Source organism: Natronococcus pandeyae (assembly GCF_008122205.1).
Taxonomy (GTDB): domain Archaea; phylum Halobacteriota; class Halobacteria; order Halobacteriales; family Natrialbaceae; genus Natronococcus; species Natronococcus pandeyae.
On sequence record NZ_PHNJ01000007.1, the window covers coordinates 1 to 15,582 of the forward strand.

The following is a 15,582-nucleotide window of genomic DNA, read 5'->3' on the forward strand; positions in this document are numbered from 1 at the left end:
TCGTGGTCGCGTTTGTCGACTCCGGTCTGGCTGCACACTGGCCCGAGTGGAAAGATACGGACCCGGATTCGCTGTACGCTGGCGCCCAGGACCACGATGTAACGTGCTATACGTTTCCGGAGTCGCGGCTCATGCGAGTCAGTGACGCCGAGGCAGCCACCCTCCGCCAAGAGGACACTGGCGTTGTCGCACTGACACCGCTCCGCGAGAAACTGGAGGATGCGGACTGGGAGACCGTCATCGACGAGGGGGTGTTGGTCGTCGAAAAACTGGATGAACAGTACCGGATCCATCTGACAGGCGATGTCGAGGGGGATGGACCCGCGCGCAAGCCCTTAGAGAATATTGTCACGAAATACCTCACGTGACGCCCTCGACTAATAACGGCGGATCGATCGCCAACTCGCGTCACTGGGTATACGCGGCGGCGCTCCCTGGAATCGCCAAACAATCGGTGCGCGATGAAGTGAAGGCGAATGAAGCCGTTTTGCTGACTACACCCTCTATATTCAGCACATGGTTTTTGACAGAATCTGAGTAGGAAGTTCAGTTTTTGCTGAATACACAGCGCGAATGTCCCACGACATCAAAGGTGCGCTCGAGACCAGACCCGTCTACTACTCCGATCGCTATTTGCCATCCGCCTCGCAAATATCAGTAACGCTGAACAACGAGATGATCCGGTTGCCGGGCTCTGAACGGCCGTTCTCGCCGTCCAGTCTGAGGATTCTCTCGCGAATCGACGATTGATCCATCGGGGTAGATGTCGATCAGGTCTCGGAGGACGATGATCCGTCCGTCATACTCGTCGCGGACGGTCTCGAGTTCGGACTCGAGCGCATCCCGGTCGTCACGACCGATATGCGAGAGGGCGAGCGTCTCGGCACCGGTCGCTCGAGCAATTCGACCGCAGTCGTCTGGAAACGGATGGAGTTCCGTTTTCGCTCCGTCCGCATCTTCAGGCAGCAACCGATGATGGACGAGGACGTCGGTCCCACTGGCGAGTTGGCGGACGTTGTCCGTGTTGGCGGCGTAATCGCCGGTGAACGTGATCGACGTCCCGCCTGTGGACACGCGATAGGCGAGCGTCGGGACCCGACCGTGGACGACAGGGATCGCGTCGATGGAGACACCGTCGGTTTGATACATCCGTACTGGCTCGTCGTCTTCGCCAGCGACGGCATCAATTTCGGTGACCGGCACGTCGAGCGTGCCGTCAGCATACCGCTCGACGAACTCCGAGAGGTAGCCGTAGGCGCCCGATCCCTCGTTGAAGAGCGTCGAAACCCACGCTTTGGTCCCGAGCTGGTCGTCGGTTCCCGACGGTCCGTACACCGGAAGCGACTCGTCGCCGCGACCCTGCTGGTAGGCAGCTTTGACGATCGCCGGGAAATCGGCCGTGTGATCGATGTGCAAGTGGCCGAAGCAGACCGCATCCAGTGCCGTCAGATCGATCCGGACGTCGCTGAGCCGGGCAGCGGTCCCGCCGCCGGCATCGATTAACAGGGATGGTTCACCGTCGACGTGAACGAGGTATCCCACAGATGCTCGTTCGTTGTCTACCGCCGACGCACCCGTTCCAAGAACGGTGACGTAGACCCCATCACGATCGCTCGTTTGGCCGTCAGACATACTGCAAACGATCAGTCGGCGTGCTCCTAAGACCCGACCCTGCGAACTCCTGATGCCGACAAATAATCCCCGTCGAGGTGGTGATTAGTCGAGCGGGGAAACATCCAATACCCCACTTGCCGACTGAATCACACGTGAGCGACAGCCCGCGGATACAGTTCTCGCTCGTCGGGTTCGTCGTCGCCATCGTGGCGGTGTCCGTCGGTGCAGCGGCAGGGCTGGCGCTGGTACCCGTCGCCGGCTCCTTCGTCGGACTCTTCGTTGGCGGGTTTTTCGCTGGCATGGCGCTCGAGGACCGTCCGCTACTCGAGGCCGGCGTCGCCGCCGCCCTGGCGAACCTCGGGATCCTCGCAGCCGGCGCGGGCATCGGAAACGGGATCGTCGCCGCGGTGACCGCACTCGGTGCGATCGATCCTGCGACCCTGCTTGTGTCGATCGCGCTCGGCGCCGCCGTGGCTGCGTTCGGCGCGCACTTCGGCGACGACCTGCGGGACGGGCTGACCGAACCCGTCGAGGATGCCGGTGCTCGAGCCCCTCGTCCCGACACCCATTCGTCGCCCGCGGCCGCGTCGTCGGCCTCCCACGCCGACGACGCGAACGATCACGAGCCGGTGGCCGACGAACCACACGAACGGGGAACCGAACCGGCCGACTCCCGCGACGACGTCGAACTGGACCGTGACTAGGCTTCCGGCGCGACGGCCCGTCTCCGGGTTCCGGATTTATTAGCAACGACATGGAAAGAACGAGCGTATGGGGAGCCACGAGTGGTCCCGGCGTGACCTGTTGAAATCCGTGGGAACGGGCACGCTCGGGCTTGGCGTTGGAGCCGCCGTCTACCGCTGGCTGGACCACTACATCGTCGGTACGCGGTCGGCCGACGGCGCGGCCGCGGTCGCGTCCGTGTCGGACAGCGGGACCGACCGGATCGACCTCACCGAGCACACGTCGCTAAAACTGGTCCGGGGCGTCTTCTCTCGGGACCGACTCGAGTCGTTGCGCTCTCGCGACGACGTCGCGTTCGTCCAACCCGACCACGTTCTGACGCGCGTCTCCACGCGAGGGGACGGGACCGCACAGACGCTCCCGTGGGGAGTCGACCGGATCGGAGGCGACGTTGCCCACGCGGAGGGGGCAACGGGAGCGGGCGTCGACGTCGGTGTCATCGACCACGGCATCGCCGCTGGCCACGCCGACCTGGAGGAGAACCTGGCGGATCCGGATGTCGAGACTAACCACGAGTCGTGGGTCGACTGCCAGGGGTGTGACCAGCCGTGGGGGGACGACCTCGGGCACGGAACCCACGTCGCGGGGACCATCGCCGCTGCGGACGGCGACGATGGCGTCGTCGGCGTCGCTCCGGACGCGACGCTCCACGCGCTGAAGGTCTGTGGCGGGGCGGGCGGCTGCCGCGCCTCCGCGATCGTTGAGGCGATCCGGTACGCCGCCGACCAGGAGTGGGATGTGATAAATCTCAGCCTCGGGTCGGGCCAGGCGTCGCCGGCGCTGCAAACTGCCGGTCAGTACGCCCTCGAGGCGGGCGTCCTGCCGGTCGCGGCCGCGGGTAACTACGGCCGGCCCGACTCCGTCGGCTACCCGGCTGCCTACGACGAGTTCGTCGCTGTCGCCGCGACGGATATCGACGACGAACTCGCCGGCTTCTCCTCGACCGGCCCCGAGGTCGACATCGCGGCCCCGGGAGTAGACGTCTGTTCGGCGGTCGTCGACGGCTACGCCGTCCAGAGCGGTACCTCGGTGGCAGCACCGCACGTGACGGGTGCCGCCGCCACGCTGCTGGCCGACGGCTACACCCCGACCGACGCTCGCGAGCGACTCCTCGAGACAGCCGAAGATCTCGGCTGGGCCGATACCGACCAGGGGCGAGGTCTGGTCGACGTGGCGGCGGCACACGGGTACGAGTCGGACGACGGCACTGTCGAGCGACCGCGTTGTCCGTCCTGACAGTCGGCTTTCTCTCGGGCGATCGCTCCATTGGTGGCAGGTTCGACGTCCCGACGGCCGATACAGCGGTGTCTCGTGGGTCTCGAGACGGTTTCGTGCCAGAGTTACCATATCGTGGGATGCAAGCTGGCGAACTACCAGCGTAAGACGCGACTATCGGATCGTCACAGCGTTCCGACACCCAGTCGCCGATGCGCTCGAGATCGACGGTCTGGGTGTCCGTGATCGAGAGTTCTCCGATTTCGTACTGCGGTCCCACTCGTGATAGACACACTCGGAGTTCCGCTGGAGTTCCGTAACTCGAGCGGCCACGACGTAGGACGACCGGTCTTCGACGCGACGACGCCCACCAGAAGCGTCATCACCGCGCTCTGGACGGCGCTCGATGTACGCCGTCCGCTTGTGCAATCCGGGCGGTGAACGGTTTGCCCGATCCCCGACAATGACAGGTAGTAACATAACGAATCATATCTGAGTAGTAATACCATGGCGCTGGACCACGTCGAAACCCTCGAATGTACGCTCTGTGGAGCAACGTATGATCCCGACCAAGTCATCTATACATGCCCCAACCACGAAGGGGTGGCTGGCATTCTCGATGTGAAGTACGACTACGATGTCATCAACGACCAGTTCGATGCTGTACTGGACGGACACATTTCGAGCCAATGGAAGTACCAGGCGTTCCTGCCAGTCGATACGTCGGCGACCCCGGTAACGCTTGAGGAGGGCGGGACGGAACTTCTTGACGCACCACAACTCAGCGAGACACTTGGTGTGAACGTCCGAATCAAGAACGATGGCCGAAATCCGACAGGCTGTTTCAAGGACCGTGCGACGAGCGTCGCAGTCACCAAAGCCCAGCACGCGGATCAGGATGTCGTCACCTGTGCGTCGACGGGAAACGCTGCGGCCTCGCTCGCGGGGTACGCAGCACGGGCCGGCCTCGACTGTCGCATCTTCGTCCCTGCGGACGCTCCCGAGGGGAAACTCGTGCAGCCACGCGTCTACGGTGCTGACGTCCTCGCGGTGGCCGGAAGCTACGACGAGGCGTACGATCTGAGTTTAGCGGTGACTGACGCCTACGGCTGGTACAATCGGAACGCTGCGATCAATCCCTTTCAGATCGAGGGGAAACGAACCGTCGGTCACGAACTCGCTGAGCAGACACGCGAGGAGGTCCCGGATTGGGTCGTCTTCTCGATGGGTGACGGGTGTACGATTGCTGGCTGCTGGAAAGGGTTCCAGGAGTTCGCCGAGTTAGACTACGTCGATGACACGCCACAGATGCTCGGCGTACAGCCTGAGGGTGCGAGCGCCATCCACGATGCGTTCCACGAGCACGACGAGATCGACGATGTTGCGGAGACGCTCGCTGACGCCGTTGCAGTGGGTCGCCCGCGAAATACGCTGAAAGCCTGTCGAGCGCTCGAGGAGAGCGGTGGAACCGCGGTCACTATCAGTGACAACGACATTCTGGCGGCCGAGACCCTCCTCGGCCGAACGGAGGGCATTTACGCTGAACCGGCAGGTGCAGCCCCGATAGCCGGTATCCGTGCGGCGAGGGAGCGTGGGATCATCGCCGATGATGAGTCAGTGGTGGCGGTCGTTACGGGCTTCGGACTAAAGGACACGGCGGGCGCGAAGCGTGCGGTTGGTGAGGTGACCGACATCAAACCGACGCTCGATGATGTTGCGGCCCACTATGGTGCGAGTGATGGCGGCGTAGAGCAGGTCTCGGGGTCCGAATTGTGAGTCGTGATCCGGCGGAAGTGAACGAGTATCCGACGGATCTGTCGTCGCTTGCAGCCGCCTTGGTTCGCATCGAATCTGAAAACCCGCCGGGAAACGAGCAGGCCTGCGCGGAGTACGTTTACGACTGGTTCGATCACCATCGCATCGACGCGACCCTTCTCAGAGAACCCGATCCTGACCGACCGCAGGTAGGTGCACGAGTCGGGACTGGTGGTCCAACGCTGGTGCTAAACGGTCATCTCGACGTTGTCCCCGCCGGCGACCCCGACGAGTGGACATACCCGCCGTACGACGGCGTTATCGACGACGGACGTCTCTACGGCCGCGGGAGCGTGGATATGAAAACGGGCGTCGCCATCGCCATGCTCTCGGCGTACAACCTCCGTAGCGAGATCGAGTCAGGGGAGCTTGATGGCTCGATCGTCATCCACGCCGCCATTGGTGAAGAGACAGCTGCCCCCGGAACGAAATCGCTTCTTGAGGCGGGCTTTGATGGCGATTTCGGTATCGTCCTCGAACCAACCGAACTGCGAGTCGCGACGAGCGAGAAGGGGATGGCGTGGTACGAGATCGGCTGGGCGGGAGAGCCGGCTCACGCCAGCCGACCCGACCAGGGACGGAACCCGATCGAACACATCCAACCCGTCACTGACGCGCTTACAGACTACGATGCCCGGCTCCGAGAGCGGAGTGATCCATTGTGCGGACAGGCGTACGGGACCGTCACGCAGGTAGTCGCGGGAGCCGACTCAAACAAGGCCGTCCTGCCAGACCGGGCATACGTGACACTTGACCGTCGAATTCTCCCCGAGGAAACCATCACGGAGGTGGACGAGGAGGTTGCCGAACTGATCGACACCCTCAATCGTGAACACGGCATTGCTGCGACGTGGGAACGTCACGAGACGTACGCCTCAGCCGAAATCCCGGTCGATCACCGGCTTGCGGGGGTCGTTCGCGACCACTCCGAAGCGGTGGCAGATATCTCCCCCGAGCCATGGGGGATCAAGGCTTCCACCGACGTTCGAGACTTCGTCAACAGTGCCGGAATCCCAGCAATCACCTGGGGTCCCGGAAGTTTGGCGCAAGCACATACCATCGACGAATACGTCGAGTTGGCTGCTGCGGAGACTGGGTTGGTAATCCTCGAACGGGCGGCGAGAACACTCTTGACGGAGGACTCATCGGTGTCGAATTGAGTCCGTGTCACGAGAGGAACACTCTTACTGGTCGAATGACTGAGTCACGGCGTTCCCAGCAGCTTGGCCTCGGCCTTGTGGAGGTGTTCGTGGAGGGTTGCGGTTGCGATGTCTAGTTCGTCTGCTAATTCGGTGCCCGAGATTTGTTTCGGCCATTCGTAGTAGCCTCTGGCGCGAGCGAGTTCGAAAACTTCGCGCTGTCGGGCAGAGAGTGACGTGATCGAGAACGGCGCTTCGCCGGCGGTGTTCGTCGTGCGGGCGAGACTAGAGACGGTGATCTCGGCGTCGTGTGCCGTGGCGATCGTGTCCAGCGTATCGCGTACGTCTCGACGCGTCCGCATCGTGAGTAGATTCCATTGTTCTCGTCCGTCATGGGTGTTGACCGGTTGAGCGGTGACGAAGTCCCGCGAAAGAAAGGCGCCACTGATCTGAGAGCCTGCTTCGTGTTCGATCAACAGGTCGCGGGTCGCGTTCCCGGGCTTCGATCCCTGCACGACCGCTTCGGGCGTAGAGTTGGGGACCTCGGTGGCAGTATGGACCTGTGGGAACGTCCTGATCGTTTCGACGGCGTCGTCAAGGTCACGCCGTCGATCGGCATAGAGTGTGACAAACGCCTTCGACCGGGCTCCGGTCGTCCTCGAGACGACACGCCCGAGAATGCCGACGTCCGTCGCTTCGGTGGTTTCAATCGTCCAGCAGCCAGGATGCCAGACTTCCAGAGTCACTCGTGTTGGTTCGGATTCCACACACATGCCCTTGCCACGGAATCGCACGGGGACAACCTATAGGTACTGTTCGCCAGCTCCCGGCATGAGTCGTTCAATCTTTTAGTTTGACACAAAAGTTGCCGCGATCTGGTGACTCCATTTCATCTGTTTCAATTGGAAATCTGCGTGGGGAGGCGGGGCGGTGTAATTTTTTGGCTCTGTTCGCTTGGGGACACTCGGAAAGGAAGGCTCGAAAATACGCTCTTTTGATTCGTCTCGAGAACTGGTACCAGTGACGAGAAGATCAGATACTGGGACGGTATGGGCATCGACTAGAAGAGCGACTACTCTTGTCTTGACCGAGGCGTTCAGCGCGCCCTTTGATCCCACGCATCAGTCCACGCTCCATGATGAAATGAGGGAGTTCGTACGCCAGATAGCGGAGAACGTACCCGAGGACTGTTCGGGTCTTCGGCTTTCGACCTCGAACGATGAAACGCGTCGTCTCCTCGTTCACCGGATCGAGATGGAACGTCCACGTCCCGCCGTCGTGTCCCTGGAGGACGAGCGTTCGGTCCGGTTCGATTCGCCTCACGGTCATGGACGTAACCGGACTCTGTAACCAGTACTCTTCGTGAACCATGCGAATCGAATCACCCTCCTCCAGCTCCTGAAGCTCCGGGAGGATTCGATCGACGTTGTGGATATCCGCGCCGACGAGATTTTCAAGCCGGGTGTAACTGTAGAAGCCACCGCGTCCCTGTCCGAGTTGCATTATCCACGGCCACACGTCCTCACTAGGTGCCTCGACCGTGATCGCGCGGGTGGTTTCATCGCTCGGTTCAGGAACGAGGTCGTCGCCCGGCAACTGTCGGCTGATCTCCTCGTCCGTGGCACCCCATGTTCTGTGCCACGACCGGAAAAGAACGTGATAACTCGTGACAAGACCGGCCAACAGGAGTACCATCAACACACCGTTGTGCCGACGGGTTGCCGTCGAGGATAGTTCCGTTGTTCCTTTCCCCGTCGAGAATGTGCGGCTGACTCGGGTCGTGCGTATTGATGTACTCGTCTCGATATGAACTCGAATCTGCCTTTCATCGTAATTGAGTACGCCTCACGACGACAAATAACGGAGCGTCGAGTTCATCGGGCGGATTCAGTCTCTGTTGAATACACAGCGCGAATGCATCGCGAATGAGCAGTGACGGAGGGAAGAGAATTACTGCTCACTCACTTCTTCTTCAAAGGCGACGACCTGCTCGTCCCCCACCGTCCACGCATCGTGTCCCGGAGGGATCAAGGCGACATCACCCCCTTCGAGGGTTTCACGGGTTCCATTATCCATTTCTACAGTCATCTTCCCGTCGAGCATGTACCACCGATGAGGAGACGGACAGTTTTCCGTTTCCAGTTCGGGAGCGTTATCTCTGGAAAATTTCCAGCCCGGATCGAGCCTGTACAGCCAGAACGTTCCGTCCCCAAATTGCACGCTTTTGGCTTGACCATTGTCAAATGTGACCGTCTCGTCGGGTGATTCGAACGACTTTACTTGTAACTCTCCGACCATGGTGAATGGTAGCACATTGTGGTGGAGAATAACTGTTTCTACAAAGAACGGAGATGAACGGGTTTGGATGAAGCCCCAATCGCAAACGGCCCCTTCGTGAATCGAAATCGAGAGGAATGCGACGTCACTGCGTGTGATGAACGGTCCTCTGAAGTCAGCAGTCGATTTCTAACAACTTCTGAATAAGTAGGTTCGGAGCGTGATGGATACACGGCGCGTATCTCGCACAAAACCTGCCCAATTCCAGAAACGCTAGGCAATCCTTCAAGATAGTTATCACGTATATTGGCTTACACGACGATGTGAGCCGAAAAAGTGGCCACTGGCTAGCCGGGGGCTCTTCGTGTTTGCGGTCGGCTCGCCGTTAACTCTCTGCTCGGTCCGCTTCTGGCGGTCGTCGTCACCTACCCGTTCTCGTCGATGCGGAGGACTCAAGCCGGTCTCGATAGCTCCAAACCGTCCGTGCCGATACGTCCGCCGGTCAGAAGGTCGCGCTGTGACAGATGGCACTCAACGGTGAGAAGCGTATGAACGATTTGTCCGACGGTCGGTAGCAGCTCGGAGAGCAAGTGAGCAGGCTCGAGCGTTCCCAACGCGTACCGGAGTTCACGACTCTCGTCTCAACCGGCGAGTTGGTGGAGTGCTCGAGCAGCGGTGTACGGTGAACCGGTCAGTGCGTGGAGCAACGAAACGATATCTCGAGTTGGTCGCAAATTCTTCGACTGTGGAATCCGGGTTGCAGTCGGTGCGTAGGCTGCCCGATCGACCGTCGAAAGGGAGACGTGCACCGCGAATTCGGTACATCGTCAGCGACCGCTGCTGGCGTCTCGAGCGATTGCTCGAGTTTGAGGCGGAGTCGGTGGAGGTCGTTCCCACGAACGACCGGAGAGCCAATGAGCGTCCCCAGCGGGTCGTCGGCATCGACGGGCTCCGGGAGCACGTTCACTCCATCCAGTCTGCGGCGCCACGCGGTGGACAGAAGACGTCGACCCCCTCAACGGGGATATCACCGGTGTTCTCCGCCGCGTGTGTCTCATGACTGTACAGGATGTACGTGTCGCCCGGACCGATCGTCACCGTATCTTCCTCAATGGTGAAGGTAAGTTCGCCCCGGTAGACGAACCCGATCCCGACCGCGAGACGATCGACCACATCGCGGTGTCCGTCGACGATGCCGACGCCGAGACGGAGCGGATGGTCGAGGAAACCGGCTGTGTCGTCATCGACGGACCGCTGACCATAGACGCGGCAAACGCTCACGTCTCGTTCATCGAGGGCCCCGACGGCTACGTGGTCGAACTCGTTGAACAGTTGGACTAACGTCGACTTGCATTAGAGCACGCAGCGAGCGCCGTCCCGGAGTCGTAACCCTGCGTGGCTGTCGCCGGGCGACACGGAGTTGATTCAGAGTGCCGACACGGAATCGTCAACTCGTACGGTCTGTTGTACCGATTTACCGGCGGAACCGCAGACCCGTCGCGGTTTCGCCGGCAACGACTGACAACAGTCCGTATCAGAGTATCCGGTCAGCAGCGAGAACGGCCGTCGAGGACGGCTCGTCTCGCCCGAGAGCTGCTCGAGAGGGAAATTTATGCGAGAGCGGTGCGAAGTGTTGGGGGCATGAACGATCTACGCACGGGGTTGAGCTACGGTGACGTCCTCCTCGTCCCGAAGCGCTCGCCAGTCGAAAGCCGCAGCAACGTGGATCTCTCGGCGCCGCTGACGCCAGCCATCGAGCTCGAGACACCGCTCGTCTCCGCGGCGATGGACACCGTGACGGAGGCGGCGCTGGCAGCCGAACTTTCGCGCGCCGGGGGACTCGGGATCGTACACCGCTTCCTCACACCGACCGAACAGGCCGACCAGGTCGAGCAGGTGAAAGCCGCCGACGAGCGGGTCGGGGCTGCCGTGGGGATCAACGAGGACTACGTCGAACGCAGTGGCGCCCTGCTCGAGGCCGGCGTCGACGTCCTCGTGGTCGACGTGGCCCACGGCCACCTCGAGCGGACGCTCGAGGCCGTCGAGACGCTCCGGTCGGAGTTCCCGACCATCGACCTCGTCGCCGGGAACGTCGCCACCCCCGCGGGTGTCGAAGATCTCGCGGCGGCTGGCGCCGACTGCGTGAAAGTGGGTATCGGGCCCGGCTCGCACTGCACGACACGGAAAGTCGCCGGCGCCGGCGTCCCCCAGCTGACCGCCGTCGACGACTGCGCGGCCGCCGCCGAGGATGTGGGTGTCACCATCTGCGCTGATGGTGGCATCCGCACCGCCGGCGACGCAGTGAAGGCGCTGATGGCGGGAGCCGACACCGTGATGCTCGGCAGTCTCTTCGCCGGCACCGAAGAGGCGCCCGGGGCAGTGGTCGAGGTCGACGGAACACGGTACAAGCGTTCGCGGGGGATGGCAACCACGACCGCAGCCGAAAAGCGCGACGACAAGGCGAACAACGTGCGCGCCGACGAAGGGATCGAGGCGCTGACACCGTACAAGGGGCCGGTCGCCGACGTCGTCGCCGAGTTCCGCGCCGGCATCCAGTCCGGCCTCTCCTACTGTGGCGGGCGGACGATCCCGGCCGCCCGGGAACAGGCCGAATTCATGCGCGTCGCACCCAGCGCAAAAGAACGCGAGGGATACCACGCGGATCACGATTGGGAAGGCGTCAGCGTGGACAGCGAAGGGCCCGCTGGCGACTCACAGACGCCCGACGAGCGCGTGGACACCGCTGCCGAGAGCGACGACTGAGCCCACAATCGGACAGGGTAGCGGTCGCATCCAGAGCGTTACAGACACGGGGGACCTGATCGAGCCGCGTTCTCGAACGGATCTGAGACGCGCGTTCGATGTCATCCAGGCCAGCAGAACGGCGGGTTCAGCGTTCGGTCAACAACAAAAAAGAACGCGCTCTACCGCTCGCAGCTCTCCGAAGCGATCACCGCCAGGGCGTTACGCGGGGAGGAGATCACTGGAACTCGACGTCCTCGAGTTCTGGATCTTCGGAGCCACCGAGCGCCTCACGATGCTCGGCGGCGACGAGACCGGAGCGGAGCGTGACGTCGGGGCGCCGGACGCGGATGCTCGCATTGGAGTCGGCCTCGGTGGTATCGTCGATAGCGAAATCCTCGATGAGAACACCGGACGGGTCCGTGTCGGAGGTCTCCGTACAGCGGATCGTCGGGGCGACGACATCAACGCCACAGAACAGGTCGAGACCCCTGATCTGCCCGCCGTCGGCCCCGCTGTTGATCCGCACGACGTCGTTGTCGGCGCCGCTGGCGTCGATGGCGATCCGTTCGGCGATCGGCTGGCCGCCGTTGAGCCAGAGTCCCGCACCGGGATAGTCTTGCTCCGATCCGGTATCGAGGCGGAGCCGACAGTCGAGAGCCTCGTCAGCCTCTCCGAGCCGGAGGTTGCCGTTCCCGCAGTTGACCGCCATACTGTGAGCGATGATGTTGTCGCCGGGGCTGTTTCGCACGTAGAAGCCGTTGTCGACGAACTCTTCGACGTAACACTGCGTCCAGACGTCGATGCCGGTGTGTGGTGGATCGGCACTAATACCGATCGAATGGCCGACCGACGGCTCGTCGGGATCCTCGACCTCGCCATCCGGCAGGGAGAGGTTCCGAATCACCGAAAGTGCGCTCTCCTCTCGTGTGTTGACCATGCAGGTGTAGCGGTCGCCACTCTCGGGGCCGTGGCTCCAGCGCTGGCCGACGAGTTCGACGTTATCGATCAGGCAGCGCCCGACGTGGGCGGTGATGAGCCCGGCGTCTCGTTCGGGTTGGTCGCTGATATCGACATCGACGTTCCGCAGAACGACGTGCTGTGGTGGGTTGTCGCTGCCCCACCGTCCGAACTCGAACGCGAGCCCGATGTCAGGATTCTGGATTTGGAGCGTCGCCCGTGGATCGCCGCTGATCCCGAAGTACCGGATCGGTCCGTTGAGCACGAACTGCGTGTTCCAGTCGTAGCTACCCATCGGGAGCACGAACTCGTGGTTGACCTCGTCCTGTCTCGCGAGGTACGCACGGAGCTCCGCGGCCAGATCGCCGTCGACGTCGATCGACGGCTCGAGGGAGACGTCGACGGTCGTGACGCCGAGAGAAGGGGTGTCGAGCGCTGCCAGTAGTCCGCGACTGGCAGCAGTCGTTCGGATGCGATCGAAACAGAACCGAAAGCTCGAGGTCCGCGAGCTGCCGCCGTGGATCCCCTCGGTGGCGACGAGGAACTCGCTCTCGAGCGGGTAGTCGACACGGGCACGCCCGCGCGTATAGGGATCGCCACCCCCGTCACAGACCACCCAGTAAGCCTCGTCGGCCGGAAGGTCGGCGGTGAACACGACGGTCTCCCCCGCCTCGAGGTCGGCGACCGACTGCTCGGACAGCACGCTCCCCTCGTCGTCGGTCAGGTACGCCGTACTCGCCTCGGTCTCCGCCGAAAGACGGCACTCGAGGCCGGAGACCGCCTCGGTCGTCCGCAGGCGAACCCCGGACCGGCTCGAATACTGGGATTGGCTCGCGGTATCGGCGCCGAGATCGAGTGCCGCCAGGTCGTCTTCCACTTCGATCGTTCGGACGCGGTCGATACAGAACCGAACGCTCGAGGTCCGCAAGCTGCCGCCGTGGATCCCCTCGGTAGCGACGAGAGACTCGCTCTCGAGCGGGTAGTCGACACGGGCCCGCCCGCGCGTATAGGGATCGCCGCCGCCGTCACAGACCACCCAGTAGGCCTCGTCGGCCTCGAGCGCAGTGTTGAATACGACGGTCTCACCCGCCTCGAGGTCGGCGACCGACTGCTCGGACAGCACGCTTCCCTCGTCGTCGGTCAAGTAGGCTCTAGTCGCCTCGGTCTCCCCGGAAAGGCGGCATTCGAGGCCGTGAACCGCCTCGGTCGTCCGCAGGCGGACTCCGGACCGGCCCGAGTAGCCAGCTTCCCCCTCGGTATCGCTCCCGAGACCGAGCGTCTCGGTCTCGCGCTCGAGTTCGAGCATACTTATGCCGCTCTCGAGTTCGTCGAGCGGCGACGGATCACCGGGTTCGGGACGAATCTGATCGAGACAGTACCGGTAGTTTTCGGACTGCTCGGTACCGTTATAGATGCCGTGGGTCACTTCCAGAGAATCGTACTGGAGTGGATAGTCAACTGCGGCTCGGCCACGGACGTACGCCTGCCCCCGGGCGTCACAGACGATCCGATAGGCGCCACCGGCCGCGAGCTCGGTGTCGAACGCGAAGGTGTCGCCGGCCTCGAGCGTGGCGATCAGCTGTCGTTCGAGCACCGCGCCCGAATCATCGGTCAGATAAGCCGTGACAAGCCCCTCGCTCTCTGCGGAGAGCCGACACTCCAGGCCGTCGATATGGTCGGTCGCCTCGAAGCGAACGCCGGAGGGGTGGGTCAGGCTGCCCCAGGACTGGCCCTCGTCGTCGCGTCCGAGATCGAGCGCGCCGACCATCCCCGACACGGTCGGCTGAATCCAGTCGAGACAGTAGCGATAGCTGTCCGACTGGGCGCCGTCGCCCGCAAAGATGCCGTGGGTCACCGCGAGCGAGTCGCTCGCGATCGGATAGTCGACCGCGGCGCGGCCCCGAACGTAGTCGTCGCCCTCCGCATCACAGACGACCCAGTAGGCCTCGTCGGCCAGAAGGTCGGTCTCGAAGCTGAACACGTCACCCGCCTCGAGCTCGGCGATCGCCTGCTGGTCGAGCACGGTCCCCTCGTCGTCGGTCAGGTAGGCGGTCGTCAGCCCCTCGGTCTCCGCCGAGATGCGACACGCCAGGCCGGTGATCGCCTGGGTCGGCTGTACGCGAACGCCGGACTGGTTGCTCAACCCGCTCCAGGACTGGCCCTCGTCGTCGCGCTCGAGGTCGAGCGCGTCGCCGATCTCGGTGGCCGTCTCGCCGGTTCTGATCCGATCGATACAGTAGCGGTAACTGCTCGACTGTGCACCGTCGCCGGCGTAGATGCCGTGGGTAACCGCTAAGCGGTCGCTCTCGAGAGGGTACTCCACCGCCGCGCGGCCCCGAACGTAGTTCCGGCCCCGAGCATCACAGAGAATCCAGTACGTCTCGTCGGCCGCAAGCTCGCGCTCGAACGCGAAGGTGTCGCCGGCCTCGAGCGTGGCGACCGACTGTCGTTCCAGGATCTCGCCCGAATCGTCCGTCAGGTAGGCCGTCAGAATCCCCGCCGTCTCTGCGGAGAGCCGACACTCCAGGCCGTCGACGACCGCCGTCGTCTCGAGTCTGATGCCCGAGCGGTTGTTCTGAAACGGTTGGCCCTCGTCGTCGCTCTCGAGATACAGCGTATTCCCGCTAGTTGCCCCATTTCCACCGTCTGACTCGTTGCTCGTCTCGTCCACCGCGTGCTCTGTGCTAAATGCCATCTCTCCTGATTACGCCCGGATTACCGCCGGATCGGCCGCTCCTACGGTTCTGTCGTTGGTGAGTGCATGACATCTGCTTATTCAAGTCCTCGCAACTGTATTATCTAATTATAGAATGATACGTAGTATAAAAACGTTGTTGTATGCTGAATTTTATCCTGCATCCGAAAGACGGACGCTAACTTATTAGACGCAGAAAGTTAATATCTCAAGTAATTCAGGAATTACTGTAATTCTGAGTGATGGCTTCTTTTCATCGATTGTTTTCAGGTGCGCTCTTAATTCAGCGACCAAACCCTGCTCTGCACGGCGTTACAGATCGTGTACGGCCTGTAATCGGACGCGCACACCCAGCCCGGAGAGTTCCGAGAACGTGACGGG

Annotated in this window: 13 protein-coding genes; 7 read left to right on the forward strand and 6 right to left on the reverse strand. The window is 62.4% G+C overall.

The features are described from left to right. Window positions 1–368: hypothetical protein (locus CV102_RS26375; protein ID WP_222863695.1), on the forward strand; the 368-nt coding region annotated here is incomplete at its 5' end. A gap of 286 nt (window positions 369–654) precedes the next feature. Here the strand turns inward: CV102_RS26375 and CV102_RS13795 are convergent. Next, on the reverse strand, window positions 655–1,632 hold the full coding sequence (locus CV102_RS13795; protein WP_148858597.1) for an MBL fold metallo-hydrolase: 978 nt from the start codon (window positions 1,630–1,632) through the stop codon (window positions 655–657). A gap of 134 nt (window positions 1,633–1,766) precedes the next feature. Here CV102_RS13795 and CV102_RS13800 point away from each other — a divergent pair, with 134 nt between their 5' ends. From CV102_RS13800 to CV102_RS13815, 4 genes are all read left to right on the forward strand, one after another. After that, a complete protein-coding gene (locus CV102_RS13800) occupies window positions 1,767–2,318 on the forward strand; it encodes a hypothetical protein (protein WP_148858598.1) in 552 nt (183 codons plus the stop codon). Between the two features lie 67 nt (window positions 2,319–2,385). Further along, window positions 2,386–3,594 carry a S8 family peptidase gene (locus CV102_RS13805; protein WP_148858599.1) on the forward strand — a complete coding sequence of 403 codons (1,209 nt, stop codon included), beginning with the start codon at window positions 2,386–2,388 and terminating at the stop codon, window positions 3,592–3,594. 486 nt (window positions 3,595–4,080) lie between these two features. Continuing rightward, window positions 4,081–5,349 (forward strand): threonine synthase, encoded by a 1,269-nt coding sequence (gene thrC, locus CV102_RS13810; RefSeq protein WP_148858600.1) that lies wholly within the window; start codon window positions 4,081–4,083, stop codon window positions 5,347–5,349. Continuing rightward, on the forward strand, window positions 5,346–6,548 hold the full coding sequence (locus tag CV102_RS13815; RefSeq protein ID WP_148858601.1) for a M20 family metallopeptidase: 1,203 nt from the start codon (window positions 5,346–5,348) through the stop codon (window positions 6,546–6,548). Before thrC ends, CV102_RS13815 begins: the two co-directional genes overlap by 4 nt. A gap of 44 nt (window positions 6,549–6,592) precedes the next feature. Here CV102_RS13815 and CV102_RS13820 read toward each other — a convergent pair whose 3' ends face one another. From CV102_RS13820 to CV102_RS26600, 4 genes are all read right to left on the reverse strand, one after another. After that, the gene (locus CV102_RS13820; RefSeq protein ID WP_187432972.1) at window positions 6,593–7,273 is read right to left on the reverse strand and encodes a helix-turn-helix domain-containing protein; all 681 of its coding nucleotides are present in this window, start codon (window positions 7,271–7,273) and stop codon (window positions 6,593–6,595) included. Between the two features lie 286 nt (window positions 7,274–7,559). Continuing rightward, the gene (locus CV102_RS13825; RefSeq protein WP_148858603.1) at window positions 7,560–8,222 is read right to left on the reverse strand and encodes a hypothetical protein; all 663 of its coding nucleotides are present in this window, start codon (window positions 8,220–8,222) and stop codon (window positions 7,560–7,562) included. A gap of 255 nt (window positions 8,223–8,477) precedes the next feature. Beyond that, on the reverse strand, window positions 8,478–8,825 hold the full coding sequence (locus tag CV102_RS13830) for a cupin domain-containing protein (RefSeq protein ID WP_148858604.1): 348 nt from the start codon (window positions 8,823–8,825) through the stop codon (window positions 8,478–8,480). Window positions 8,826–9,767: 942 nt separating this feature from the next. Continuing rightward, window positions 9,768–9,902 (reverse strand): hypothetical protein, encoded by a 135-nt coding sequence (locus CV102_RS26600; RefSeq protein WP_233710701.1) that lies wholly within the window; start codon window positions 9,900–9,902, stop codon window positions 9,768–9,770. Between CV102_RS26600 and CV102_RS26605 the strand changes: the two genes are divergently transcribed. Beyond that, window positions 9,861–10,145: a VOC family protein gene (locus CV102_RS26605; RefSeq protein WP_233710705.1), complete on the forward strand. Its 285-nt coding sequence runs from the start codon at window positions 9,861–9,863 to the stop codon at window positions 10,143–10,145. The genes CV102_RS26600 and CV102_RS26605 overlap by 42 nt on opposite strands. Window positions 10,146–10,445: 300 nt before the next feature. Further along, on the forward strand, window positions 10,446–11,567 hold the full coding sequence (locus tag CV102_RS13845) for a guanosine monophosphate reductase (protein ID WP_148858606.1): 1,122 nt from the start codon (window positions 10,446–10,448) through the stop codon (window positions 11,565–11,567). Between the two features lie 217 nt (window positions 11,568–11,784). Here the strand turns inward: CV102_RS13845 and CV102_RS13850 are convergent, their stop codons facing one another. Next, on the reverse strand, window positions 11,785–15,201 hold the full coding sequence (locus CV102_RS13850) for a hypothetical protein (RefSeq protein WP_233710687.1): 3,417 nt from the start codon (window positions 15,199–15,201) through the stop codon (window positions 11,785–11,787). Window positions 15,202–15,582: the final 381 nt, after the last annotated feature.

Coding starts and splice junctions, on each gene's coding strand:
- CV102_RS13795 (WP_148858597.1), bottom strand. CDS start 1,632: ATGTCTGACGGCCAAACGAGCGATCGTGATGGGGTCTACGTCACCGTT.
- CV102_RS13805 (WP_148858599.1), top strand. CDS start 2,386: ATGGGGAGCCACGAGTGGTCCCGGCGTGACCTGTTGAAATCCGTGGGA.
- thrC (WP_148858600.1), top strand. CDS start 4,081: ATGGCGCTGGACCACGTCGAAACCCTCGAATGTACGCTCTGTGGAGCA.
- CV102_RS13825 (WP_148858603.1), bottom strand. CDS start 8,222: ATGGTACTCCTGTTGGCCGGTCTTGTCACGAGTTATCACGTTCTTTTC.
- CV102_RS13830 (WP_148858604.1), bottom strand. CDS start 8,825: ATGGTCGGAGAGTTACAAGTAAAGTCGTTCGAATCACCCGACGAGACG.
- CV102_RS26605 (WP_233710705.1), top strand. CDS start 9,861: ATGACTGTACAGGATGTACGTGTCGCCCGGACCGATCGTCACCGTATC.
- CV102_RS13845 (WP_148858606.1), top strand. CDS start 10,446: ATGAACGATCTACGCACGGGGTTGAGCTACGGTGACGTCCTCCTCGTC.
- CV102_RS13850 (WP_233710687.1), bottom strand. CDS start 15,201: ATGGCATTTAGCACAGAGCACGCGGTGGACGAGACGAGCAACGAGTCA.